The 16,993-nt window shown below is 41.2% G+C and carries 15 protein-coding genes; 3 read left to right on the top strand and 12 right to left on the bottom strand.

What is annotated here, in order from left to right; genetic code table 11:
- Window positions 1-11: 11 nt before the first annotated feature.
- From B6K83_RS03720 to B6K83_RS18685, 6 genes are all read right to left on the bottom strand, one after another.
- Window positions 12-1,688 (bottom strand): hydantoinase B/oxoprolinase family protein, encoded by a 1,677-nt coding sequence (locus B6K83_RS03720; protein ID WP_085283382.1) that lies wholly within the window; start codon window positions 1,686-1,688, stop codon window positions 12-14.
- Window positions 1,689-1,727: 39 nt separating this feature from the next.
- Complete coding sequence (locus tag B6K83_RS03715) at window positions 1,728-3,785, bottom strand: hydantoinase/oxoprolinase family protein (RefSeq protein WP_085283380.1); 2,058 nt, start codon at window positions 3,783-3,785, stop codon at window positions 1,728-1,730.
- A 185-nt stretch (window positions 3,786-3,970) separates the two neighbouring features.
- Window positions 3,971-6,142, bottom strand: a complete 2,172-nt coding sequence (locus B6K83_RS03710; RefSeq protein WP_085283378.1) for a TonB-dependent receptor — start codon at window positions 6,140-6,142, stop codon at window positions 3,971-3,973.
- Between the two features lie 149 nt (window positions 6,143-6,291).
- Window positions 6,292-6,423, bottom strand: a complete 132-nt coding sequence (locus B6K83_RS18695) for an IS66 family transposase (RefSeq protein ID WP_085283376.1) — start codon at window positions 6,421-6,423, stop codon at window positions 6,292-6,294.
- Window positions 6,393-6,662 carry an IS66 family transposase gene (locus B6K83_RS18690; RefSeq protein ID WP_408607184.1) on the bottom strand — a complete coding sequence of 90 codons (270 nt, stop codon included), beginning with the start codon at window positions 6,660-6,662 and terminating at the stop codon, window positions 6,393-6,395. The genes B6K83_RS18695 and B6K83_RS18690 overlap by 31 nt, the downstream gene beginning before the upstream one ends.
- A gap of 7 nt (window positions 6,663-6,669) precedes the next feature.
- Entirely contained in the window at window positions 6,670-6,735 is a 66-nt protein-coding gene (locus tag B6K83_RS18685; protein WP_408607183.1) for a hypothetical protein, read from the bottom strand.
- Between the two features lie 483 nt (window positions 6,736-7,218).
- Here B6K83_RS18685 and B6K83_RS03695 point away from each other — a divergent pair, with 483 nt between their 5' ends.
- Window positions 7,219-7,455: a hypothetical protein gene (locus B6K83_RS03695; RefSeq protein WP_085283372.1), complete on the top strand. Its 237-nt coding sequence runs from the start codon at window positions 7,219-7,221 to the stop codon at window positions 7,453-7,455.
- Window positions 7,456-7,957: 502 nt separating this feature from the next.
- Here the strand turns inward: B6K83_RS03695 and B6K83_RS03690 are convergent.
- Window positions 7,958-9,001: an IS110 family RNA-guided transposase gene (locus B6K83_RS03690; RefSeq protein ID WP_085283370.1), complete on the bottom strand. Its 1,044-nt coding sequence runs from the start codon at window positions 8,999-9,001 to the stop codon at window positions 7,958-7,960.
- Between the two features lie 150 nt (window positions 9,002-9,151).
- Between B6K83_RS03690 and B6K83_RS03685 the strand changes: the two genes are divergently transcribed.
- Window positions 9,152-9,451 carry a hypothetical protein gene (locus B6K83_RS03685; protein ID WP_085283368.1) on the top strand — a complete coding sequence of 100 codons (300 nt, stop codon included), beginning with the start codon at window positions 9,152-9,154 and terminating at the stop codon, window positions 9,449-9,451.
- Window positions 9,452-9,496: 45 nt separating this feature from the next.
- Here B6K83_RS03685 and B6K83_RS03680 read toward each other — a convergent pair whose 3' ends face one another.
- Entirely contained in the window at window positions 9,497-10,228 is a 732-nt protein-coding gene (locus B6K83_RS03680; protein ID WP_139175495.1) for a hypothetical protein, read from the bottom strand.
- A 456-nt stretch (window positions 10,229-10,684) separates the two neighbouring features.
- On the opposite strand from B6K83_RS03680, the gene B6K83_RS03675 reads away from it, so the two are divergent.
- The gene (locus B6K83_RS03675) at window positions 10,685-11,476 is read left to right on the top strand and encodes a type 2 periplasmic-binding domain-containing protein (RefSeq protein ID WP_085283364.1); all 792 of its coding nucleotides are present in this window, start codon (window positions 10,685-10,687) and stop codon (window positions 11,474-11,476) included.
- 57 nt (window positions 11,477-11,533) lie between these two features.
- Here the strand turns inward: B6K83_RS03675 and B6K83_RS03670 are convergent, their stop codons facing one another.
- The 4 genes from B6K83_RS03670 to B6K83_RS03655 form a co-directional block, all read right to left on the bottom strand.
- Window positions 11,534-12,244: a SapC family protein gene (locus B6K83_RS03670; RefSeq protein WP_085283362.1), complete on the bottom strand. Its 711-nt coding sequence runs from the start codon at window positions 12,242-12,244 to the stop codon at window positions 11,534-11,536.
- Between the two features lie 17 nt (window positions 12,245-12,261).
- The gene (locus B6K83_RS03665) at window positions 12,262-13,818 is read right to left on the bottom strand and encodes a tryptophan halogenase family protein (RefSeq protein ID WP_085283360.1); all 1,557 of its coding nucleotides are present in this window, start codon (window positions 13,816-13,818) and stop codon (window positions 12,262-12,264) included.
- 33 nt (window positions 13,819-13,851) lie between these two features.
- Window positions 13,852-15,336 carry a Na+/H+ antiporter NhaC gene (nhaC, locus tag B6K83_RS03660; protein ID WP_085283902.1) on the bottom strand — a complete coding sequence of 495 codons (1,485 nt, stop codon included), beginning with the start codon at window positions 15,334-15,336 and terminating at the stop codon, window positions 13,852-13,854.
- Window positions 15,337-15,822: 486 nt separating this feature from the next.
- Window positions 15,823-16,983 (bottom strand): saccharopine dehydrogenase family protein, encoded by a 1,161-nt coding sequence (locus B6K83_RS03655; RefSeq protein WP_085283358.1) that lies wholly within the window; start codon window positions 16,981-16,983, stop codon window positions 15,823-15,825.
- Between the last annotated feature and the right edge of the window lie 10 nt (window positions 16,984-16,993).

The following is a 16,993-nucleotide window of genomic DNA, read 5'->3' as shown; positions in this document are numbered from 1 at the left end:
TCGTAATGAGGCTATTTAACATTATAAATAGCCTGCGCATCTTGCGCTGAAATGAAGCCATTTTTAACATCATTTAGCACATCTGCTTTAGATCTTTTGCTGGGGTTGCCCCAACCGCCACCATTACCTGTTACTAATCGCAGTAAGTCGCCTTTTTTCAAAGGATAACGGCTTGCCCTACTAAATCGTGCTTTTGCATTCCCTTGTTGGTCAAAAACTTCGACGTAATTACATGACCCCGCCGCTCCTTCATCAATTCCCCACGGCGCTGTGATACCTCGGCCAAAAAAACTAGAAATGTCAGCGTTATCAGATAATATGCGATAATCGAGCACGACACCATTACCACCTCTAAATTCACCTGCGCCGGCAGAGTCATTATTAAATGCATACTGCTCAACCAACACCCCGTAGCGTGCTTCCGTGATTTCAATCGGGATATTACTAGTTTCGCCATTACCCACACAAAATTGCCCTGACTCACCATCTTTTCCAACAGCCGCTCCCCAACCGCCTACTAAAGGTTCAACTAACAAGTAAGGTTCGTTTGTTTCAGGCATTGTCCCTGATAAGTTCATTGTACAAACTGAGCCAAACTGTCCTGCGGTAACAATACCGGGCAACACATCTGCGAGTGCTTTACGGGTAACATCTGCGGCACAAACCATGGCTTCAAAATATGAAGATACTGGTGCTGGGCGTTGCGCGGTTAATAGCGTTCCTGCTGGACAAATAACCTCTAATCGGCGAAAACAGCCGTCCGTTGCAGGCGCATCTGGTTGAACAATCCCCATAAAAACTTCACGAGCTGCAGAAATTAACACCCCCATAGTACAATTGATAGGACCTGGGGCTTGCGCAGATGAGCCAGTAAAGTCGAGCGTAAATAATTTATCCGTAATGGTAACTTTTACTTTTACCGCAAAAGGACCATTGCCCATACCGTCTTCATCTATAACATCTTCGGCTTCAAAAGTGCCTTTAGGCAGGGTTTTAAATTTTTCTAATACCATTAAATCACCATGTTCAAGCAATTTATCAATGGCTGTTAAGGTAACGTCCCGACTGTATTTTTCCATAACCGCAAGAAAGCGTTGCTCTCCCACTTTCAATGAAGCCGCACAGGCTTGTAAGTCACCTAATGTCATTTCTGGTAAACGAACGTTAACCTCGATTAAGTCAAGCAGGGCTTGATTAGCAATGCCTTTTTCAAAAACTTTAATGCCGGGAAACTGTAAGCCTTCTTGGTAAATTTCAGTGGCATCTGCGCTATAACTACCGGGATCTTTTCCACCAATCTCGGTCCAATGAGCTTTGTTCGCTGTCCATGCCACAAGTTCATTTTCAAAAAAAACCGGTCGGATCATACAAACATCTGATAAATGTGTACCGCCACCAGCGTAGGGATCATTTAGAATAAAAACATCGCCTGGATAAATATTTTTTGCATCAAATTTAGCAATTATATTTTGCACACCAGCATCTAAGGTACCAATAAAGCCCGGAATACCATTGCCTTGAGAAATAAGCCTGCCTTTAGCATCGGTAACACCAATGCCATAATCTAAAGACTCATAAATAATCGGGCTTTTGCTGCTACGCTTTAACGCTAAAAACATTTCTTCACCGATAGCAACAAGCGCGTTTTTAATAATTTCTATGGTAAATATATCAACTTGTTTTTTCATAACTTTGTACTCAACTTAGTAAACTTTAACAACCACGGGTTAATCGCGAAGATAGATATGAAGACCACCAAAGTCATCCACTTCTACTCTGTTGCCGGGTAGTACTACGGTAGTTGTCGTGCTTTCTTCAATAATCGCTGGTCCTTTAAACATCATGCCCGGCTGTAATTTTTCACGGTCATAAATCGCCGCTGCTCGCTGCGTATTATTGTCAAAATCAACCAAGCGCTTGCCTATTAAAGCCATACTTGCATTGGTTGACGTGCTTGACGGCAGTTTCTCTAATTTTGCTTTGTCTAAGATGCCAAAGGCAACTAAGTGAATGTTTACCACTTCAATTGCTGAATCATTTAACCTAAACGTATATTCTTGCTGGTGGCCGGTATGAAAACGTTCCGATAGTTCACAGATAAAGTCACTATCATCAAGCTCAGTATCGGGTAGACGAATTTTTACGGTATGTTCTTGTCCGCTATATCGAGCATCAACATACAATTCATGCTTAACTTTATTTTCTGCAATACCATCATTTTTATAGTCCATGTTCGCTTTTGAAATAACCGCTTCAAAAGCGTTAATCACTGCAGCTTTACTTTGCTTATTGATACTGAATCTATGGGTTTGAATATAGTCTCTGCGCAAGTCGATCATTAACATGCCCCATGCAGAAAAAACGCCAGCAAATGGCGGGATGATGACTTTACGAGCATTTAACTCTTGCGCTAACGCGGTTGCGTGCAATGCGCCGCCACCACCAAAGGCCATTAAAGAAAAATCACGGGGATCATAACCACGGTTTACGGATATTAATTTCAGCGCATTAACCATATTAGCGTTGGCGATATTAAGTACGCCATGCGCAACATCCATTGCGGTTACATTGAGCTGTTGCGCTAACCTATCAAAAGATGCTTCAACAACACTAATATCTGGCTGTATCGCTCCGCCGGCAAAGTTTTCACTATTAATGCGACCGGTAATTAAGTTGGCATCGGTTGTTGTTGGCGCACTACCTCCTCGACCGTAAGCAACAGGCCCTGGTGTAGAACCTGCACTTTCTGGCCCCACATGTAGGCTGTTAGCTGCATCAATCCAAGCGATACTGCCTCCGCCATTTCCAATTTCGACAATATCTATGACAGGTGTTTTAATGGGATAACCGGCTTTTTTAGCGGTTTTTTCTAATACATATTCTGTGGTAATGCGTGTTTCGCCGTTATGGATCAGCGAACACTTTGCTGTGGTTCCTCCAATATCTAGTGCCATAATATTGCCATCACCAATCACTTCACCGTAGGCGGCTGCACCTAAAATACCACCCACAGGCCCTGACTCAACTAATGTTATCGGATTGTCACGCGCAGACTGCAATGTGGCAATACCACCATTGGATTGCATGATAAAAGGATCGTTATTTAAACCATTCGCGCGTAGCTTATGTTTTAATTTATCCAAGTATTGTTGGGTGGGAGGCAAAACATAAGCTGACAGAACTGTGGTACTGGTTCTTTCATATTCACGCCATTCACTTGATATTTCATGTGAAGCAATAACATTAACTTCTGGCCATAAGCGTTTAAGCTCGGCTACGGCTTTAATCTCATGTTCAGGATTTAAATACGCGTGTAGAAAACACACGCCAATGGCTTCAACTTGTTGTGACTTAAAATAATCAACCAGCTTTTGTAAATTAGCCAATTTAATTTTCGTGACCACGTTTCCTTTATAATCAAGGCGTTCTTCAAGCTCTAACCGCAAATGGCGCTCAACAAAAGGGCTGGGTTTTTGATAGGTATTATTAAAAATATCAGGGGTATTACCACGCGCGATTTCTAATACATCGCGGAAGCCTTTTGTCGTTATCAATCCGGTTTTAACGCCTTTTCTCTCAGTAATGGCATTAATAACAACCGTAGAACCATGGGCAAAAAAGTCCACCTCTGACAAGTTAATATCAGCTTTAATGGCAGCATTAACTACGCCTTGTTCGAAATTTGGCGGTGTAGTATCGCTTTTCACAGCTTTAACATTACCCTCATCAATATAGACAAGATCAGTGAAGGTTCCACCAACGTCTGTTGCTACTCTTACGGTCATAATTTGTACCTTACTTTGCCAAGGTTAATTGAAATTCATCGACAATTAACCCTATCTAGTTCGCCATAAATTTTTCTTGCTGAACTAAACAGATAAATTAAAAAAACAATTAATTTTCGATGACAAATAATGTATTTGTCATCGCCAGAAAGGCTAGCGATTACTATCGCTAGCCTTGACTATTGCTAGAAGTTATACCGCACTTGTGCGCCAACTTGACGAGGTTGGTTACGCATACGGATTAATGGATTGAATAAAAATACCGTTTCAGGAGAAGCTTCATCGGTTAAGTTAGAAACAAATAGTGACGCTGACCATTGCTCATTTTCTAAGGTAAGGTTGGCATTCAAAAATGTATGTTTATCCGATTCGCCCGTGTCGTCATTAAAAATATCAAATGAACGAGGTCCTAACGTATTAAAGGCAAGGCGGGCTTTAAATACATAATCTGCAAATGCCTCTGTTGAGTAATCAATTGAACCATTGATGTTGAAATCTGATACATACGGCATAGTACCGCCTTCTGTTTCAGCTAAATTTCTTCCCGAAAGAATGTCAGTGCCTTTATTTTTAGTAATTTCATTGTCGATTAAACCAAGACCAAAATTGATGCTTAAGTTGTCCGTTATTGATGCCGACATTTCTAGCTCAAAACCATCAATTGCCACTTCATCAATATTTAAATTTTCTAAGGTAAAGGTATCTGGATTTAAGCGAGTAAATTGTGCATCTTGTTGCTCAATATGAAATAACGACATATTCAACCATACTTTGCCATCAAGCCACGTTGTTTTAAGGCCTAACTCTACGGTATCTGAAACTTCCTGATCATATTTACGAATAACGCTTGGCGAATATTCATTAAAACCGCCGGATCTAAAGCCCTTTGAGTAAGTGCTATAAAGCAGGTGTTGTTCGGTCATTTGCCAAGCAATTGACGCTTTCGGTTGCAACTCACTAAAAGTCTCACTCACTTGTGAAGCGGCTGGGTCACGCTCATCAAATGCGTCTCGTTCTTCAGAGTCATAGCGCAGCGCAACGGTTAACTCTACATCATCTCTCATGTCATAGTTTGCTTGACCAAACACAGCATAAGCCGTGCTTTCCTGTACGGTTTTTTCACCGACAAAAACCAAGCTTGGATCAGCTGAAATATTGGTTAAAACATCTTGATAAGTTACGCGCTCTGTCGGGGTTAAATCCCATACTTGATCATAAGATACTTCTCGATTCTTTGACTCATAAAATGTTCCCACTACCCAACGTAAACGTTCATCACTTGGTGAAGTAAAGCGAGCCTCTACACTGCTAGCATCTTCTGTTATCGGGTTAATTTGCGTGATTGGAAAGTAAAAGTTATCTTCACTAGCCTCTTGATGAGTGAAATCACCATCAGAGAAAAACATAATGTCTGAATCATTTGCCGACGCAATCAGCGTCAACTCACCAAAATCAGTTTCATGATCGAGCTTTGCAGAAACAGACCAAAGTGTAGATTCATCAAGACCAACAGCATTCGCATCTGGCTTTACTGAAAAATCTTCTAACTCAGCTTTAGCAATATAGGCCATGTAGTTACTACCCTGAGTTTTTTCAGAATAGTTACCATGGAAAGTCAGCGACGTATAATCACTTAAATAAAACTCTAACATGCCTTGCGTGCCAAACGCCCCATCGACATAGTCTACTTTTTCATTTAAGTACGGGTTGTCAATTAAACCATCAAAGTCTTGATAGTTAGCTGAAACTCTAAAGTACGCTTTATCCTGAACAATGGGCCCGCTCATGGCGACATTTAACTTTTGATCATTACCTTCTGCAATGGATACTTGCATACTACCTTCAATGTCGTCGGATGCTTGTTTAGTAACAATATTTATTGCACCACCAATGGCGTTCTTGCCATACAATGCACCTTGTGGGCCTCTTAGTACTTCAATTCGCTCAATATCATGTAAACCTTGGTTAATAAATTCTAAGTTAGGTACGGTAATACCATCAACAACATAAGCGATAGGGGCTTCGCCAACTTGCGGTGTGATCAAACCTCGAACCGTGACAAAATTTAGCCCTGAACGAAAGTTGCTTGATACATTTAAATTAGGTGTCAGCGCTGAAAAGTCTTTAATCGACGTTATACGGGCAGCTTTGATGTCGTCATCATTAAACACAGTGACTGAGTCTGGAATTTGTTGCAAGGTTTCAGTTCGTCCACGCGCGGTCACAACAATTTTTTCAATTTCTTCTATATTACTTTTACTGTCTGACTCATTCGCATAGACTGCGCTGTTTCCTGATATCGCGACGAGAACCGCCAAGGTAATTTTCTTAGGAAGAAACTGGTTGATTAATGACATATGACTACCCTCTAAGTTTAGTGTTAGGCACTTTATTATATTTGTTATAAGTACCTGTTATATTTTCAACACTTTTAATACTACGGAATAAGTAAAAAATCTTTGATTCAAAAACACTTAAAAAGCGCAAGATCTTTTGTATTTGTCAGCTAAAACTGCATATTCAACACTAAACTAAGTACCGCACTCGCCTTTACATCGCGCTCAGTGTTTGAGAACAGCCAGTTTTTACGGCCGATAACAAATGGCTTTACTGCTCGCTCTGCACGATTATTATCCATGTTGAACCCCCATCTTTAAGATAGCTCTCACGTTTGTGAGCTTGGTTGTGCCAATAAGTTAAGGCTTCGCCTAGTTTGCTTTTCGGCGGTTTTTTTGCTGTCTTGTTCACCGCCCACGTATTTATTTTATCGAATACTACTGCTGACTTCTCTTGCCGTACTTGGTGTTTTTTATCCGCATTTTTTGGTTTGACAGTCGCTTCAATCCCATAGAGCTTACCGATTAAATTCAAGACCACATCCACTTTACCTGTTTTGTTTTTTTCCTTGCACGGTTTTCGCCTCAATAAACTTACGACGCGCATGCGCCATGCAGCCTGCCAATATGGCGATTTTGGGCGACAGCCCTTGTTAATTCAATTGATTAATCGAGTGAAATTAGGTGTAATGGAGACAAAATAAAACGCTGAGCATGCAGGGATGATGCAAGAAAGCCAAGTGATCTAATTAAATTAGTTGTTTGGCGGTGTAGTTCAAAAAAGCAAATCCCCAAGGCATAAATAATACCAACGCTGATATTCCGAGCAGGTATCGCCTCAGCTCAACAAGCGATTATGCAACACAAACTACGTGTCGCATAAATACTAAATTGTTAGCTGCCTAAGGAACATTTGTGAAACATTCAACATTTCTTTTAGCAATCGTTGCTTTACTGGGCATCATTATTTTCTCAGTTATGTTTCGGTACGAGTACCTTGGAACAAGGTTAGGTTTTGAAGTCAGAGCTGATCGTTGGACTGGTTGCATTCAAACTTGGAACAATAATGACAAAGCATACAAACCGTTGAGTAAATCATGCCAATAGATTATCAACTCCAAAAACCGAGCCTTCAGAACATTCCTTTCATGGGCTCTGGAAACAGACTGGAAAAAAAGGAAGTATCTGTTGGCTCAAAAGTCATAGTCAAAGAACTGTCCGGTCAGGAACATAAAGTACTTGTTATTGGCTTTGAGTCAAATCAGTATTTTGGTGAAAATGAAACTGGTAAGAAAATAAAGTTCAGCAAAGAAAACGTATTTCTTATTTTATAGTACAAGTAATTGGCAGCTAACACATATGAACCTTCTCTCCGTCAATAGGCAATAGCACCTTTTTTAGCTGCCGCGAGGCAGCTAATTTTTATCGTCAATCAGCAAAAATATTTACTTCATCTGTCGTGCAGCGCTATTAAACAAATTGTTTACAGCAAACACATATTGAGGCTCTCTTATTGTGATCTCATCACTGCCTGAATTCTTCAATCCATTAGTCGTTCAGGGGCACTAGACATTTATCGGTTAACCTCAATCTGGCACTACTCAAGCAAATGACTTCTAATCGTTGAACTAGGTTCAGTTAGTTTCAGGCTCAGCTAAGGTGTAAACAATTTTGCTCATTGTTAATGCGCACCAGCGGGATGTCTAATCAAGACCAACGAGCTTACACTGCGACTATATTTATCTGTAAGAAGTTACTTAACGCAAATAGGCCACAAATAACGCGCGATAGTTCTTTTTTATCTAGTTAGACGTTCAGCTCACCCCGCTGGGCGACTTAAGATTTTAAAAATCGCTCGTCATCAAACACCGTTTTATTTTTTAGCATGAAATAAACACTACGCCCGAGTTTATGTGCCAGCGCTGATAAGGCTTTGGCTTTACTCATTCGTTTTTGTAGTTTATTGAGGTAACGACGCGCTTTATCATTACCTCGTAAATATAATACGGCGGCTTCACTGAATGCCCATTTTAGATGACCATTCCCAATTTTATTGCCACTGGTGCCATAGGTTTTACCTGCGGATTCAGCCTTACATTTGACTAACCGCGAGTAAGACGCAAAGTTTTTAACGGACTTAAATCGATTTATATCGCCAATTTCATAAAGGATCGTCATCGCTAAAATTAATCCAATACCAGGCACTGTTCGTAGCTGAGCGTAATAATCAGCACGATGTTGCTTTGCTTTGTTTTCTAAAAAGTATTCAAGCTTTTTTAATTCTAGGGCGTAACTTTCAAGAATAACTAAATCGAAGCTTACGTTTCGTTGCACAACTTCATCATCATATCGAGATTTAAACGCTTCTCTGACACCTTTGTTTTTCATGTTTAAATCAAGCGGAGGGTAGTTGTATTGGCTATTCGTATTAACAATATGTGCTTTGAGCTGCGCACCGTGTTGAACGAGCTTAGTTCGTCGTCTTAATAAGTCTCTTGTCGCCCGCATTTCTTTTGGGTAGTTGTAGGCTAAAGGGAAGTTACCGCCTTTTAACAAACGCGCTATTTTGTATGAATCGATTTTATCGTTTTTAGCTTTCCCCCCATGAATCGCCTTCATATACAAAGCATGGCCCAAAACAAATTTGATATTATATTCATCACATAAATCACTAACCCAATACCAACAATGCATACACTCAACACCAATCACGATGTGGTCAAGGTAAGGTTTAATTAATTCAATAAATGCTTTTTTATTAGCGCCAATCTTTTGATGCACGAGCTTCTTATTCTGGTCATCGATAATGCAGACATAAAGAATTCGTGCATGTAAATCGATTCCACAATAATATTTGTGTAAAGTAGTATAGAATTTCATTGAGCTTTCTCCTTTTGGGTTTGGTCGCCTTGAAGTTTAGTTAATCGCTAAACTTCGGGGAGAAGGTTCAATAAGTATCAAGTCATTCCAGGTGACTCCTACGGCGCACCTGAATGAGGCGTTAAATGCTACTCAGCCTTCGGAGTATGAATGAAAAATAAGACTAATATCGTCATAGGGATTGTTGTTGTCTTGGTTGGCATAATTATCCTTATGTGGGGCTCCTACTATGATGGCAAGCCTTTGGTAGAAAATGCAAAGGCTTTTGCCCAAGCTTTAGGCTGCTCAATTATTCTTGCAGGCGTCTTTGGGGTTGTCCTTGAGTGGAAATCCACGAGAGATTATTTCGGCAAAAGGCTTTCGAAATCTGCGGGGTCAGAGCCTTTGAATTTAGTGATACCAAATTCAGCGAGTAAACCACGAAGGCGATTGATACGTGCAACAGCGTAGCAATTTATTTTGCTCAGCGCTTATGCCAACCGCCGCTACGTCTACTTATATCGGCTGGAAACACTCGGTTTTGCGGCGGCGATAATAACCATGCATGAATAATGCACTGAGTAATAAGCTGAACAGCGTCAGGCTAGCGGGCTCAGGCAAAGCTGTCGCGTTATTAATGACATTAGTGCTAGTTATTTGTGGCTTACTACTAATAAATACACTCTCCGCTTTGGCAACACGATAGGTATAAAAGGCTTGAATAGGCTTACCCTGTGCCACGCGGTGATAATCGCCAAAAGCAACAATACCTAAGCTTTGGTTTTTATTGTAATAGGCCATAAACTGCTCGTGGGCACCATTAATATTATCGCGAGTAAAGCCTTTAATCCCATATAAGGATGAGCCAGCACTCATCGACTCCCCCAATAAAGTCAAGGCATTAACATCGCTGATAAACGTTTGGTTAGGGTTTTTATAATAGTAATAACCTGAGCCAGGCTTGGCATCACCATAAATTGCACTTTGATTACTTGCAAAGGCAAATTTAGCCAATAAATTGCTCACTTGTTGACTGTTAGCAAATAGCCAGCCATCGTCAAGCGATGCTAAGTAATCATGATAATTATTACAGCCATTATTGAGCGTGTCTTGTAAACACATAGAACGTGTATAAGTGAGATCTAACCATTCGTAACCACTATCGGTATCGTAGGTGATCGCGCCATCGCCATTGGCTAAATAATCTCTTGCTATTAATGAGGCGAATACGGTGTTTGATAGTGTCATAACAACTATCACCATAAAGGGTTTTAAAAAACGTCGTGCGTGCATCAATGGAGTTCCAACTTTATTGTTATTATTTTTATCGGTGTCTTCGAAATACTTAATCCATTAACATTTCTCTTACAAATTTACAGGTATTTAACTTGGGATACAATTTAAATTTTTTGAAAATCAATTGACTATATGGTCAAGTAAGGTGGAGAAATCGCGTACTAGCCATGCGGCTAGTTGCCTTACATTATCGTATGGATGCAAGTCAAAACGACCATAATTAGCTGATTTAATCGCGCCTATTACAGCGTTTAACCGTTTAGCAACTACTGAGATTAGCGGATGGCGCAATAAAGGCTGTTAGCGATTGAAAAGCAAGTTAGTTTTTTTATACTATAGCGGCTCATGATCTCGTCAAGTGACGCTGCTGATTAATGATAATAACGACAGATAAAAAGGATTAGATTTGTGTTTTTAAAGGTATTTGACCGCTATCAGACTCGGCGTCAAGGCACTGGTTTAGCCAAGCTATTGCTCTTATTACTTTTGCTAAGTACCAATAGTATTGCCAAAATCAATACCGTATATGTCTGCTCGCCTTATAAGTCTGCGCCCTTTATTATCGATGCCCAGCAGCGCTTAGGTTTAATCTATACATTTACCGATTTTTTAAATCAGCAAGCACAAGGCGCCTATCATTTTGAGGTGTTAATATTGCCCCGAGCGCGTTTACTCAAAACCCTTGCTATGAGTACTGACTGCATTGTGCCTTTCGTCTCTCACCAATGGTTTGACCCTGATAAGCAGCAATATTATTGGAGCCAAGCGATTATAAAAGATGCCAACGTGATCTTATCCAGACATGACTTAAAATTAGAGAGTATCGCCAAAGCACAAGTAAGTGGTTTAATCACCAGTCAAGTAATTGGATTTTTAGATGGACAAATTGAGGCATTAGTCGCTGCAGGCAACCTAGTAGCCGTTAACGCAACATCGTTAGAGCAAAGTGTCAAAATGTTAGCTTCTCAGCGTATAGACTTTCTGGTTTCTGGGCAAATGCCACTACAGTATTTAGTGCAGAAACTGCAATTGCAAGATCAGCTCTATATCAGTAACAATGCCACCCTCTACTTTGATCGTGCGGTGTTAATAGCAAAATCAAAGCCGCGATTAAGTACATTTATAGAGCAGAAAATTAGTGACTTAAAAGCAGCGAGCCATTGGCAGAACACGCTGCAAGCGCTGGGCATTAATAACTAAATTTTGCCGCCTAACTTGTGCTGCTGAGCTGGGCAATACCTGCCGTACTCAAGCACCTTAACCTTGTTGCTTTAAGCGGTTTTTAATATCAATCAAGGTGCTCACATGACTTACCGAGGACATAGCCGCACTGAGTAAGGCAATATAGCCCTGCTGTTCAAAGTGTTTTTGTCTTTCGCTCGGCACTTTAACTAGTTGCTCCTTATTAATGGTATACAAGCCGGTTAACTGCTGCGCTTGACCATCTTGGTACTGAATATCTAAGGTTACAGGCTCAAGCAAATTATTATCTAACAGGTCGTTAATAAAAGCGCTATTGAGCACAAAACCTTGTGTTAGCTCTGACAAAATAACGCTTTGTTGCTCTAAGTAAGGGCTGGCTTTGCCGTTAATAAACAATGCGTCACCCTGTTGCGTTTGCACACGGCTATCTTTGATATCGATAGCAAGGCTAGGCCGCTGCGTTTGTGGGTCTTGACGTAAATAAAAAGGTTGGCTTTGTAGCTTTAACGGTAAATAGCATTTTTCCCATAAGCCACTGTCATGATAAAGATTTTCATCAACCGATAAACCAAATAAAGCCACTGGCTGAAATTGTCCGGTATCGCTATCTTTAGCAAAAAATATCGGATAAAACTGTGCCGCTTGCTCTAGCTCTGCTAACACAATATGGCACAGGTGTAGTTGCGCATTATTTTCGCGCAGCCCTGATGGTAATACTTTAAGCTTGCTGTGATGCTCGCTACTGACGGTTTCTAATTGCTGCATATTTACCTTACTCGGATTTAAATCTTACTAAAGCCAAATTCATGAATTTTATCAATTAAGTCACGGTTTTTTGGTAGCGCACTAACATACTTTTGCGTTATCTGTTTATTTTCCGTAAACATGCGTTGTGCCATTTTTTCTTCCGTTTCAGTTGCCCCTCGATCATTGGGCGTAAAATCAAAGTCCATGCCATATAACACATATTGATAACTGGCCGCGGAAAACACTTCGCGTTTATGGTGAAAGTCATATTCAGACGGTGAGCGGTGCTGCCATAACGTCATCAAGGACTTTAAGCTGTCAGGAATTGTCGCCGGATCGCGGTTATCACGCCAAAACGCGGTGTCTTCGCGCTTACTGGCAATATAATGTAGTTTCAGAAAATCAATTATGCGATCCCAGTTATAGTTAAAACGCTCATTAAAGCTTTGCGCCACTATGTCCATGCATTCGCGGTTTGCCGGCAATTGCTCTGCAATGGTAGCTACGGCAAGTTCAATCATCACCAAGGCAGACGCTTCAAGCGGCTCTAAAAAGCCTGCAGAAATACCCACGGCAACACAATTATTGACCCAGAATTTTTCTCGAATCCCCGGATTAATATCGATTTTTCGCAAGCTCAAAGACTCACTTTTTTCGCCAATGGAGTCTTTTAAATAGCGGCGCAGGGCTTTTTCAGCCTCTGCTTGCGTGGTATGTCGGCTTGAATAAACATGACCAACACCTCGACGCGACGGTAAGCCTATGTCCCAGATCCAGCCGGCATCTTGCGCGGTAGAAATGGTGTGCGAGGCAATCTCATCAGCGCCATCTTCATAAGGCACTTGCACGGCCAGTGCGGTATCAATAAATAAAATATCTTTTTTACTGATAAAAGGCACTTGATAATGTTGGCCAATTAACAAGGCAGAAAAACCGGTGCAATCAACAAACAAATCGCCAGTAATATCACCATGTTTTTTAGTGCTTAAGCTGGCAATATCACCCGTTTCGGTACTGTTTATCTTGCCAACATGGTCACTTATATAATTTACGCCGAGTTTATTAATACAATGCGCTTTTAAAAACTCGGCAAATTTTCCGGCATTTAAATGATAAGCATAGTTTGCGACAGCGGCGTATTCAGGCGAGGTAATTAATTTCGGCGCTAAGCCGTTTTCGCACACTTGCTCTTGAAAGCATACCGCCTCGGAAAATGACTTACCTTGCTGATCTTTTTGCCAATATTTAAATAAATCAATATCAAAGTAGCCTTGTGGTAACACTAAAGGATGATAATAAAAGTCATCATCAGCCCCAGTTACCCACTTGGCAAATTTTGCACCTTGTTTAAAACTGACATCGCATTCGCGAATAAAGTCGGTTTCTGATATGCCCATTTTTTGCAATGTGGTGCGCATGGTGGGCCATGTGCCTTCACCAACACCAATACTTTTCACATCAGGTGATTCAATTAAGGTTACTTTTAGCCCTTGCGCTGATTGGGTATTGTGCATTGCTGCAATACTGCCTGCGGCAATCCAACCGGCGCTACCGCCGCCTACAATAACAACATGTTTTAATGGTTTGCTCATAACGTACTCTTTATATTTTTCAACTTAAATATTTTATTTTATTGGCGCTGGGCTTAAACCTGCGGTGTTAGTTAGTGTTTTTGTTACTAATGTTTTTACTTTAAAACCGGTTACAGCGCAAGCCATGCCAATGATCGGTGACAGCCAATTAAAGAAACAAAAAACCGCATACTCTAACGGGTTGATCAACAATACCGATTGCATATAGGCACCACAGGTATTCCAAGGGATAAGGGGCGCTGTTACTGTGCCACCATCTTCTAATGCTCGCGATAGGTTTTCAGGTGCTAATTTAGCGTCTTGATAAGCGTCTTTGAACATACGGCCCGGCATTACAATTGCTATGTATTGGTCGGCGGCAATGCAGTTGGTACCAAAAGCGGTGACGATAGTGGTTGAAATTAAAGACGCTGCGCTACTAGTTACCCGCACCAAGCTTTCCACAACCCGCCTTAATAAGCCCACTTTTTCCATGATTGAGCCAAAAGTCATGGCGGTAATAATTAACCAGATGGTATTTAGCATCGAGCCCATGCCACCACCGCTTAATAAGCTGTCTACCGCGGCGTTACCTGTATCTAACGACACGCCTGAATACATCACCTGCCACACCACCATAGTGTTGGCCTGTATTGCCGATACTCCCTCATTTGCATAGGCAAGAATAAGTTCTTGCTGAAACAGTATTGCCCAAACAGCGCCAACAATAGCGCCGATACCAATGGCAGGAAAAGCCGGCATTTTTCGCACCGCTAAAAACAAAGTGACAAACAAGGGCAATAGTAAGTACCAGGCAATAAAGAATTCTTGCTCTAAACTCAATAATAGCTGCTGAATTTGCGCATTAGATGCTTGCTCTTGAGCTTTTAAGCCTAAAAAGAAAAAGATCACTAAGGTGATAATAAAACTAGGAATAGTGCTCCACAGCATGTGTTTAATATGCATAAACAATTCCGTGCCAGCAACAGCTGACGCCAAATTGGTGGTATCAGATAACGGCGATAACTTATCACCAAAATACGCGCCACTGATGATAGCCCCGGCGGTCATAGCACCTGAGGCGCCAATACCCGTTGCAACCCCCATTAATGCAACACCTATGGTGGCGGCAACTGTCCAACTACTACCGACACAAAATGCCACTAGGGCACAGATAATACAACAACTAACATAGAAATATTGTGGCTCAAGTATTTGTAAGCCAAAGTAAATCATGGTGGGTACTGTACCCGCGAGCAGCCAAGTACCGATCAGAGAACCAACCGCCAATAAAATTAATATCGCACCTAAGGTTAAGCTAATGCCCTTGGTGATGCCGGCCTCAATTTCATCGCAATTATAACCATTTTTTAAGCCGATCAAACAAGCAATACCGGCACATAACATTAGCGCAATTTGATTAGGGCCTGATGATGAGTCATCACCGAAAAAATACACGGCGAGAAAAAGCAAACACAGTAAAATAACAATGGGAAACAAGGCGTCAAATAACGACGGTTTTAATTTTTTTTCTAACATGATTATCCCTTTATTGTTAGCAGCCAACGCACTCGCAAGGTAAAAGCTTGTACTTTGCTGGCCGATCGCAGCTTTATTTTTCGTGGCTAAGTTCATCACCGCATAACCGCCCGTTAAAGCGCTTACTACCTGTTGCGAGCCTAGTATTTTGATGCTGCGTTATTATTTAAGGTAATACCAATCTCAATACTTATATGATCATTTCTACTGGCTAAAACAATCAACGATTACGTGCTTTATTTAATAATTATTGCTACAAGGAGGTAGCTTATGTGGACAATGCTGAAGCATAAGTGTCCTGAACAACGAGTTATTTAAATAAATGCCTTGTATTGAGCAGTTTTTTTTTGCGTATAAAATAGATCTTCTTATTAATGAAACCGGTATAAGTTGTACTTCCTGCAACCATTGTTAATGGCTATACAACTACAGACAAAAACGGCGGTTAAATAACTAAATGTTGTTAGTCAATAACCGCCGTTGGCTTTATCTTGCTATGTGGTCGTGATGACCGATGGACTCTCCGAGCCCGGTTAATTTACTTAACCATTGATGGATTTGTTCCGGCTTTTCTGGCGCCGCGCTAACCCCTGGTGCGATTTCATTATTGAGTACCGACGTTATCGCTAAACCTACCGGATAAGACACTAAACGTGCCATCGCTTGTCCTTGCGCATTGCCGTGGCTATCAAGCTGGTAACTTTGATGCCAAATAACTTGACCGGCGCGGCGTACTTCTAGCTCAACACACATCACCACGCGATCTGCTTCACCGTCCTCATAGCTATACTTTTGCTCTAGCTCTTGACTAATTTGCTGTAAACGTTGTTCGCTTTCGCTGCCCTCTAAGCTAGCAATCTCGTCAAATAGTCCTTGCCATGCCGTAGACCAACCATTTAACCGTAAAGTACCACGAACAAATTCTTGTACATCCCAGTTATCTTGAAAGTTGTATTGCTTGATAAAGGGAATAGAGTCTCGGTTAGGGTATGCCTGAAATGTTTCTTGGCGATCAAATAACTGCGCTTGATACTCACTTAATGCTTCCCAAGGCGCATTTGAGTTTTGCACCGTGCCATCTGCTTGCCATTGCGCTTTCGAGCGTAAGGCTTTTAATACTCCTAATGGCGACCAACTAAATTTATATTTAAAGTCATTGGCCACTTTCGGGAAGCCACCACAGTATGAGCGAAAATAAAGTTGGTTATCGGCTGAGTACTGCTCGCTTGCTTGATAACTGTCTACCAACAAATGCGCAAACAAATGATCAATACCGGGATCTAAGCCAACTTCATTGACAAAACATAAGTTAGCCGCCTTAGCTTTGGCATCTAGCGCTGCCATTTCTGGTGCGATGTAGCTACTAGAAACAAAATGTGCTTGCTGCTTTAAACAAAACTCGGCCACCGTTAAGTGCATGGTCGCAGGTAACATGGATACTAAGACATCACCCGGCTTAACCACATTAGCTAACGCAGCCCAATCGAGCTCACGAATATCAAGTTCAATGTCATCATTTTTTAGCAGTTGTTGCGCTTTGGCTAAGCTACGGTTCCAAACAATAATCGGTGTACTTTGTTTTGCCAGTTCAATAATGCCTGGCGCTGACGATAAACCCGCTCCTAGCCAATGTATAGTATGTGTCATAGATATCCTG

This window comes from Colwellia chukchiensis, from assembly GCF_002104455.1.
Classification (GTDB): Bacteria; Pseudomonadota; Gammaproteobacteria; order Enterobacterales; family Alteromonadaceae; genus Cognaticolwellia; species Cognaticolwellia chukchiensis.
Note: the sequence above shows the minus strand (reverse complement) of the source record. Positions and strands in the feature narration are given on the sequence as shown.

Bases quoted from the DNA above. Each gene is read 5' to 3' on its own strand.
- B6K83_RS03720 (WP_085283382.1), bottom strand. From the start codon at position 1,688: ATGAAAAAACAAGTTGATATATTTACCATAGAAATTATTAAAAACGCG.
- B6K83_RS03715 (WP_085283380.1), bottom strand. From the start codon at position 3,785: ATGACCGTAAGAGTAGCAACAGACGTTGGTGGAACCTTCACTGATCTT.
- B6K83_RS03710 (WP_085283378.1), bottom strand. From the start codon at position 6,142: ATGTCATTAATCAACCAGTTTCTTCCTAAGAAAATTACCTTGGCGGTT.
- B6K83_RS18695 (WP_085283376.1), bottom strand. From the start codon at position 6,423: ATGGATAATAATCGTGCAGAGCGAGCAGTAAAGCCATTTGTTATCGGC.
- B6K83_RS03695 (WP_085283372.1), top strand. From the start codon at position 7,219: ATGCCAATAGATTATCAACTCCAAAAACCGAGCCTTCAGAACATTCCT.
- B6K83_RS03690 (WP_085283370.1), bottom strand. From the start codon at position 9,001: ATGAAATTCTATACTACTTTACACAAATATTATTGTGGAATCGATTTA.
- B6K83_RS03685 (WP_085283368.1), top strand. From the start codon at position 9,152: ATGAAAAATAAGACTAATATCGTCATAGGGATTGTTGTTGTCTTGGTT.
- B6K83_RS03680 (WP_139175495.1), bottom strand. From the start codon at position 10,228: ATGACACTATCAAACACCGTATTCGCCTCATTAATAGCAAGAGATTAT.
- B6K83_RS03670 (WP_085283362.1), bottom strand. From the start codon at position 12,244: ATGCAGCAATTAGAAACCGTCAGTAGCGAGCATCACAGCAAGCTTAAA.
- B6K83_RS03665 (WP_085283360.1), bottom strand. From the start codon at position 13,818: ATGAGCAAACCATTAAAACATGTTGTTATTGTAGGCGGCGGTAGCGCC.
- nhaC (WP_085283902.1), bottom strand. From the start codon at position 15,336: ATGTTAGAAAAAAAATTAAAACCGTCGTTATTTGACGCCTTGTTTCCC.
- B6K83_RS03655 (WP_085283358.1), bottom strand. From the start codon at position 16,983: ATGACACATACTATACATTGGCTAGGAGCGGGTTTATCGTCAGCGCCA.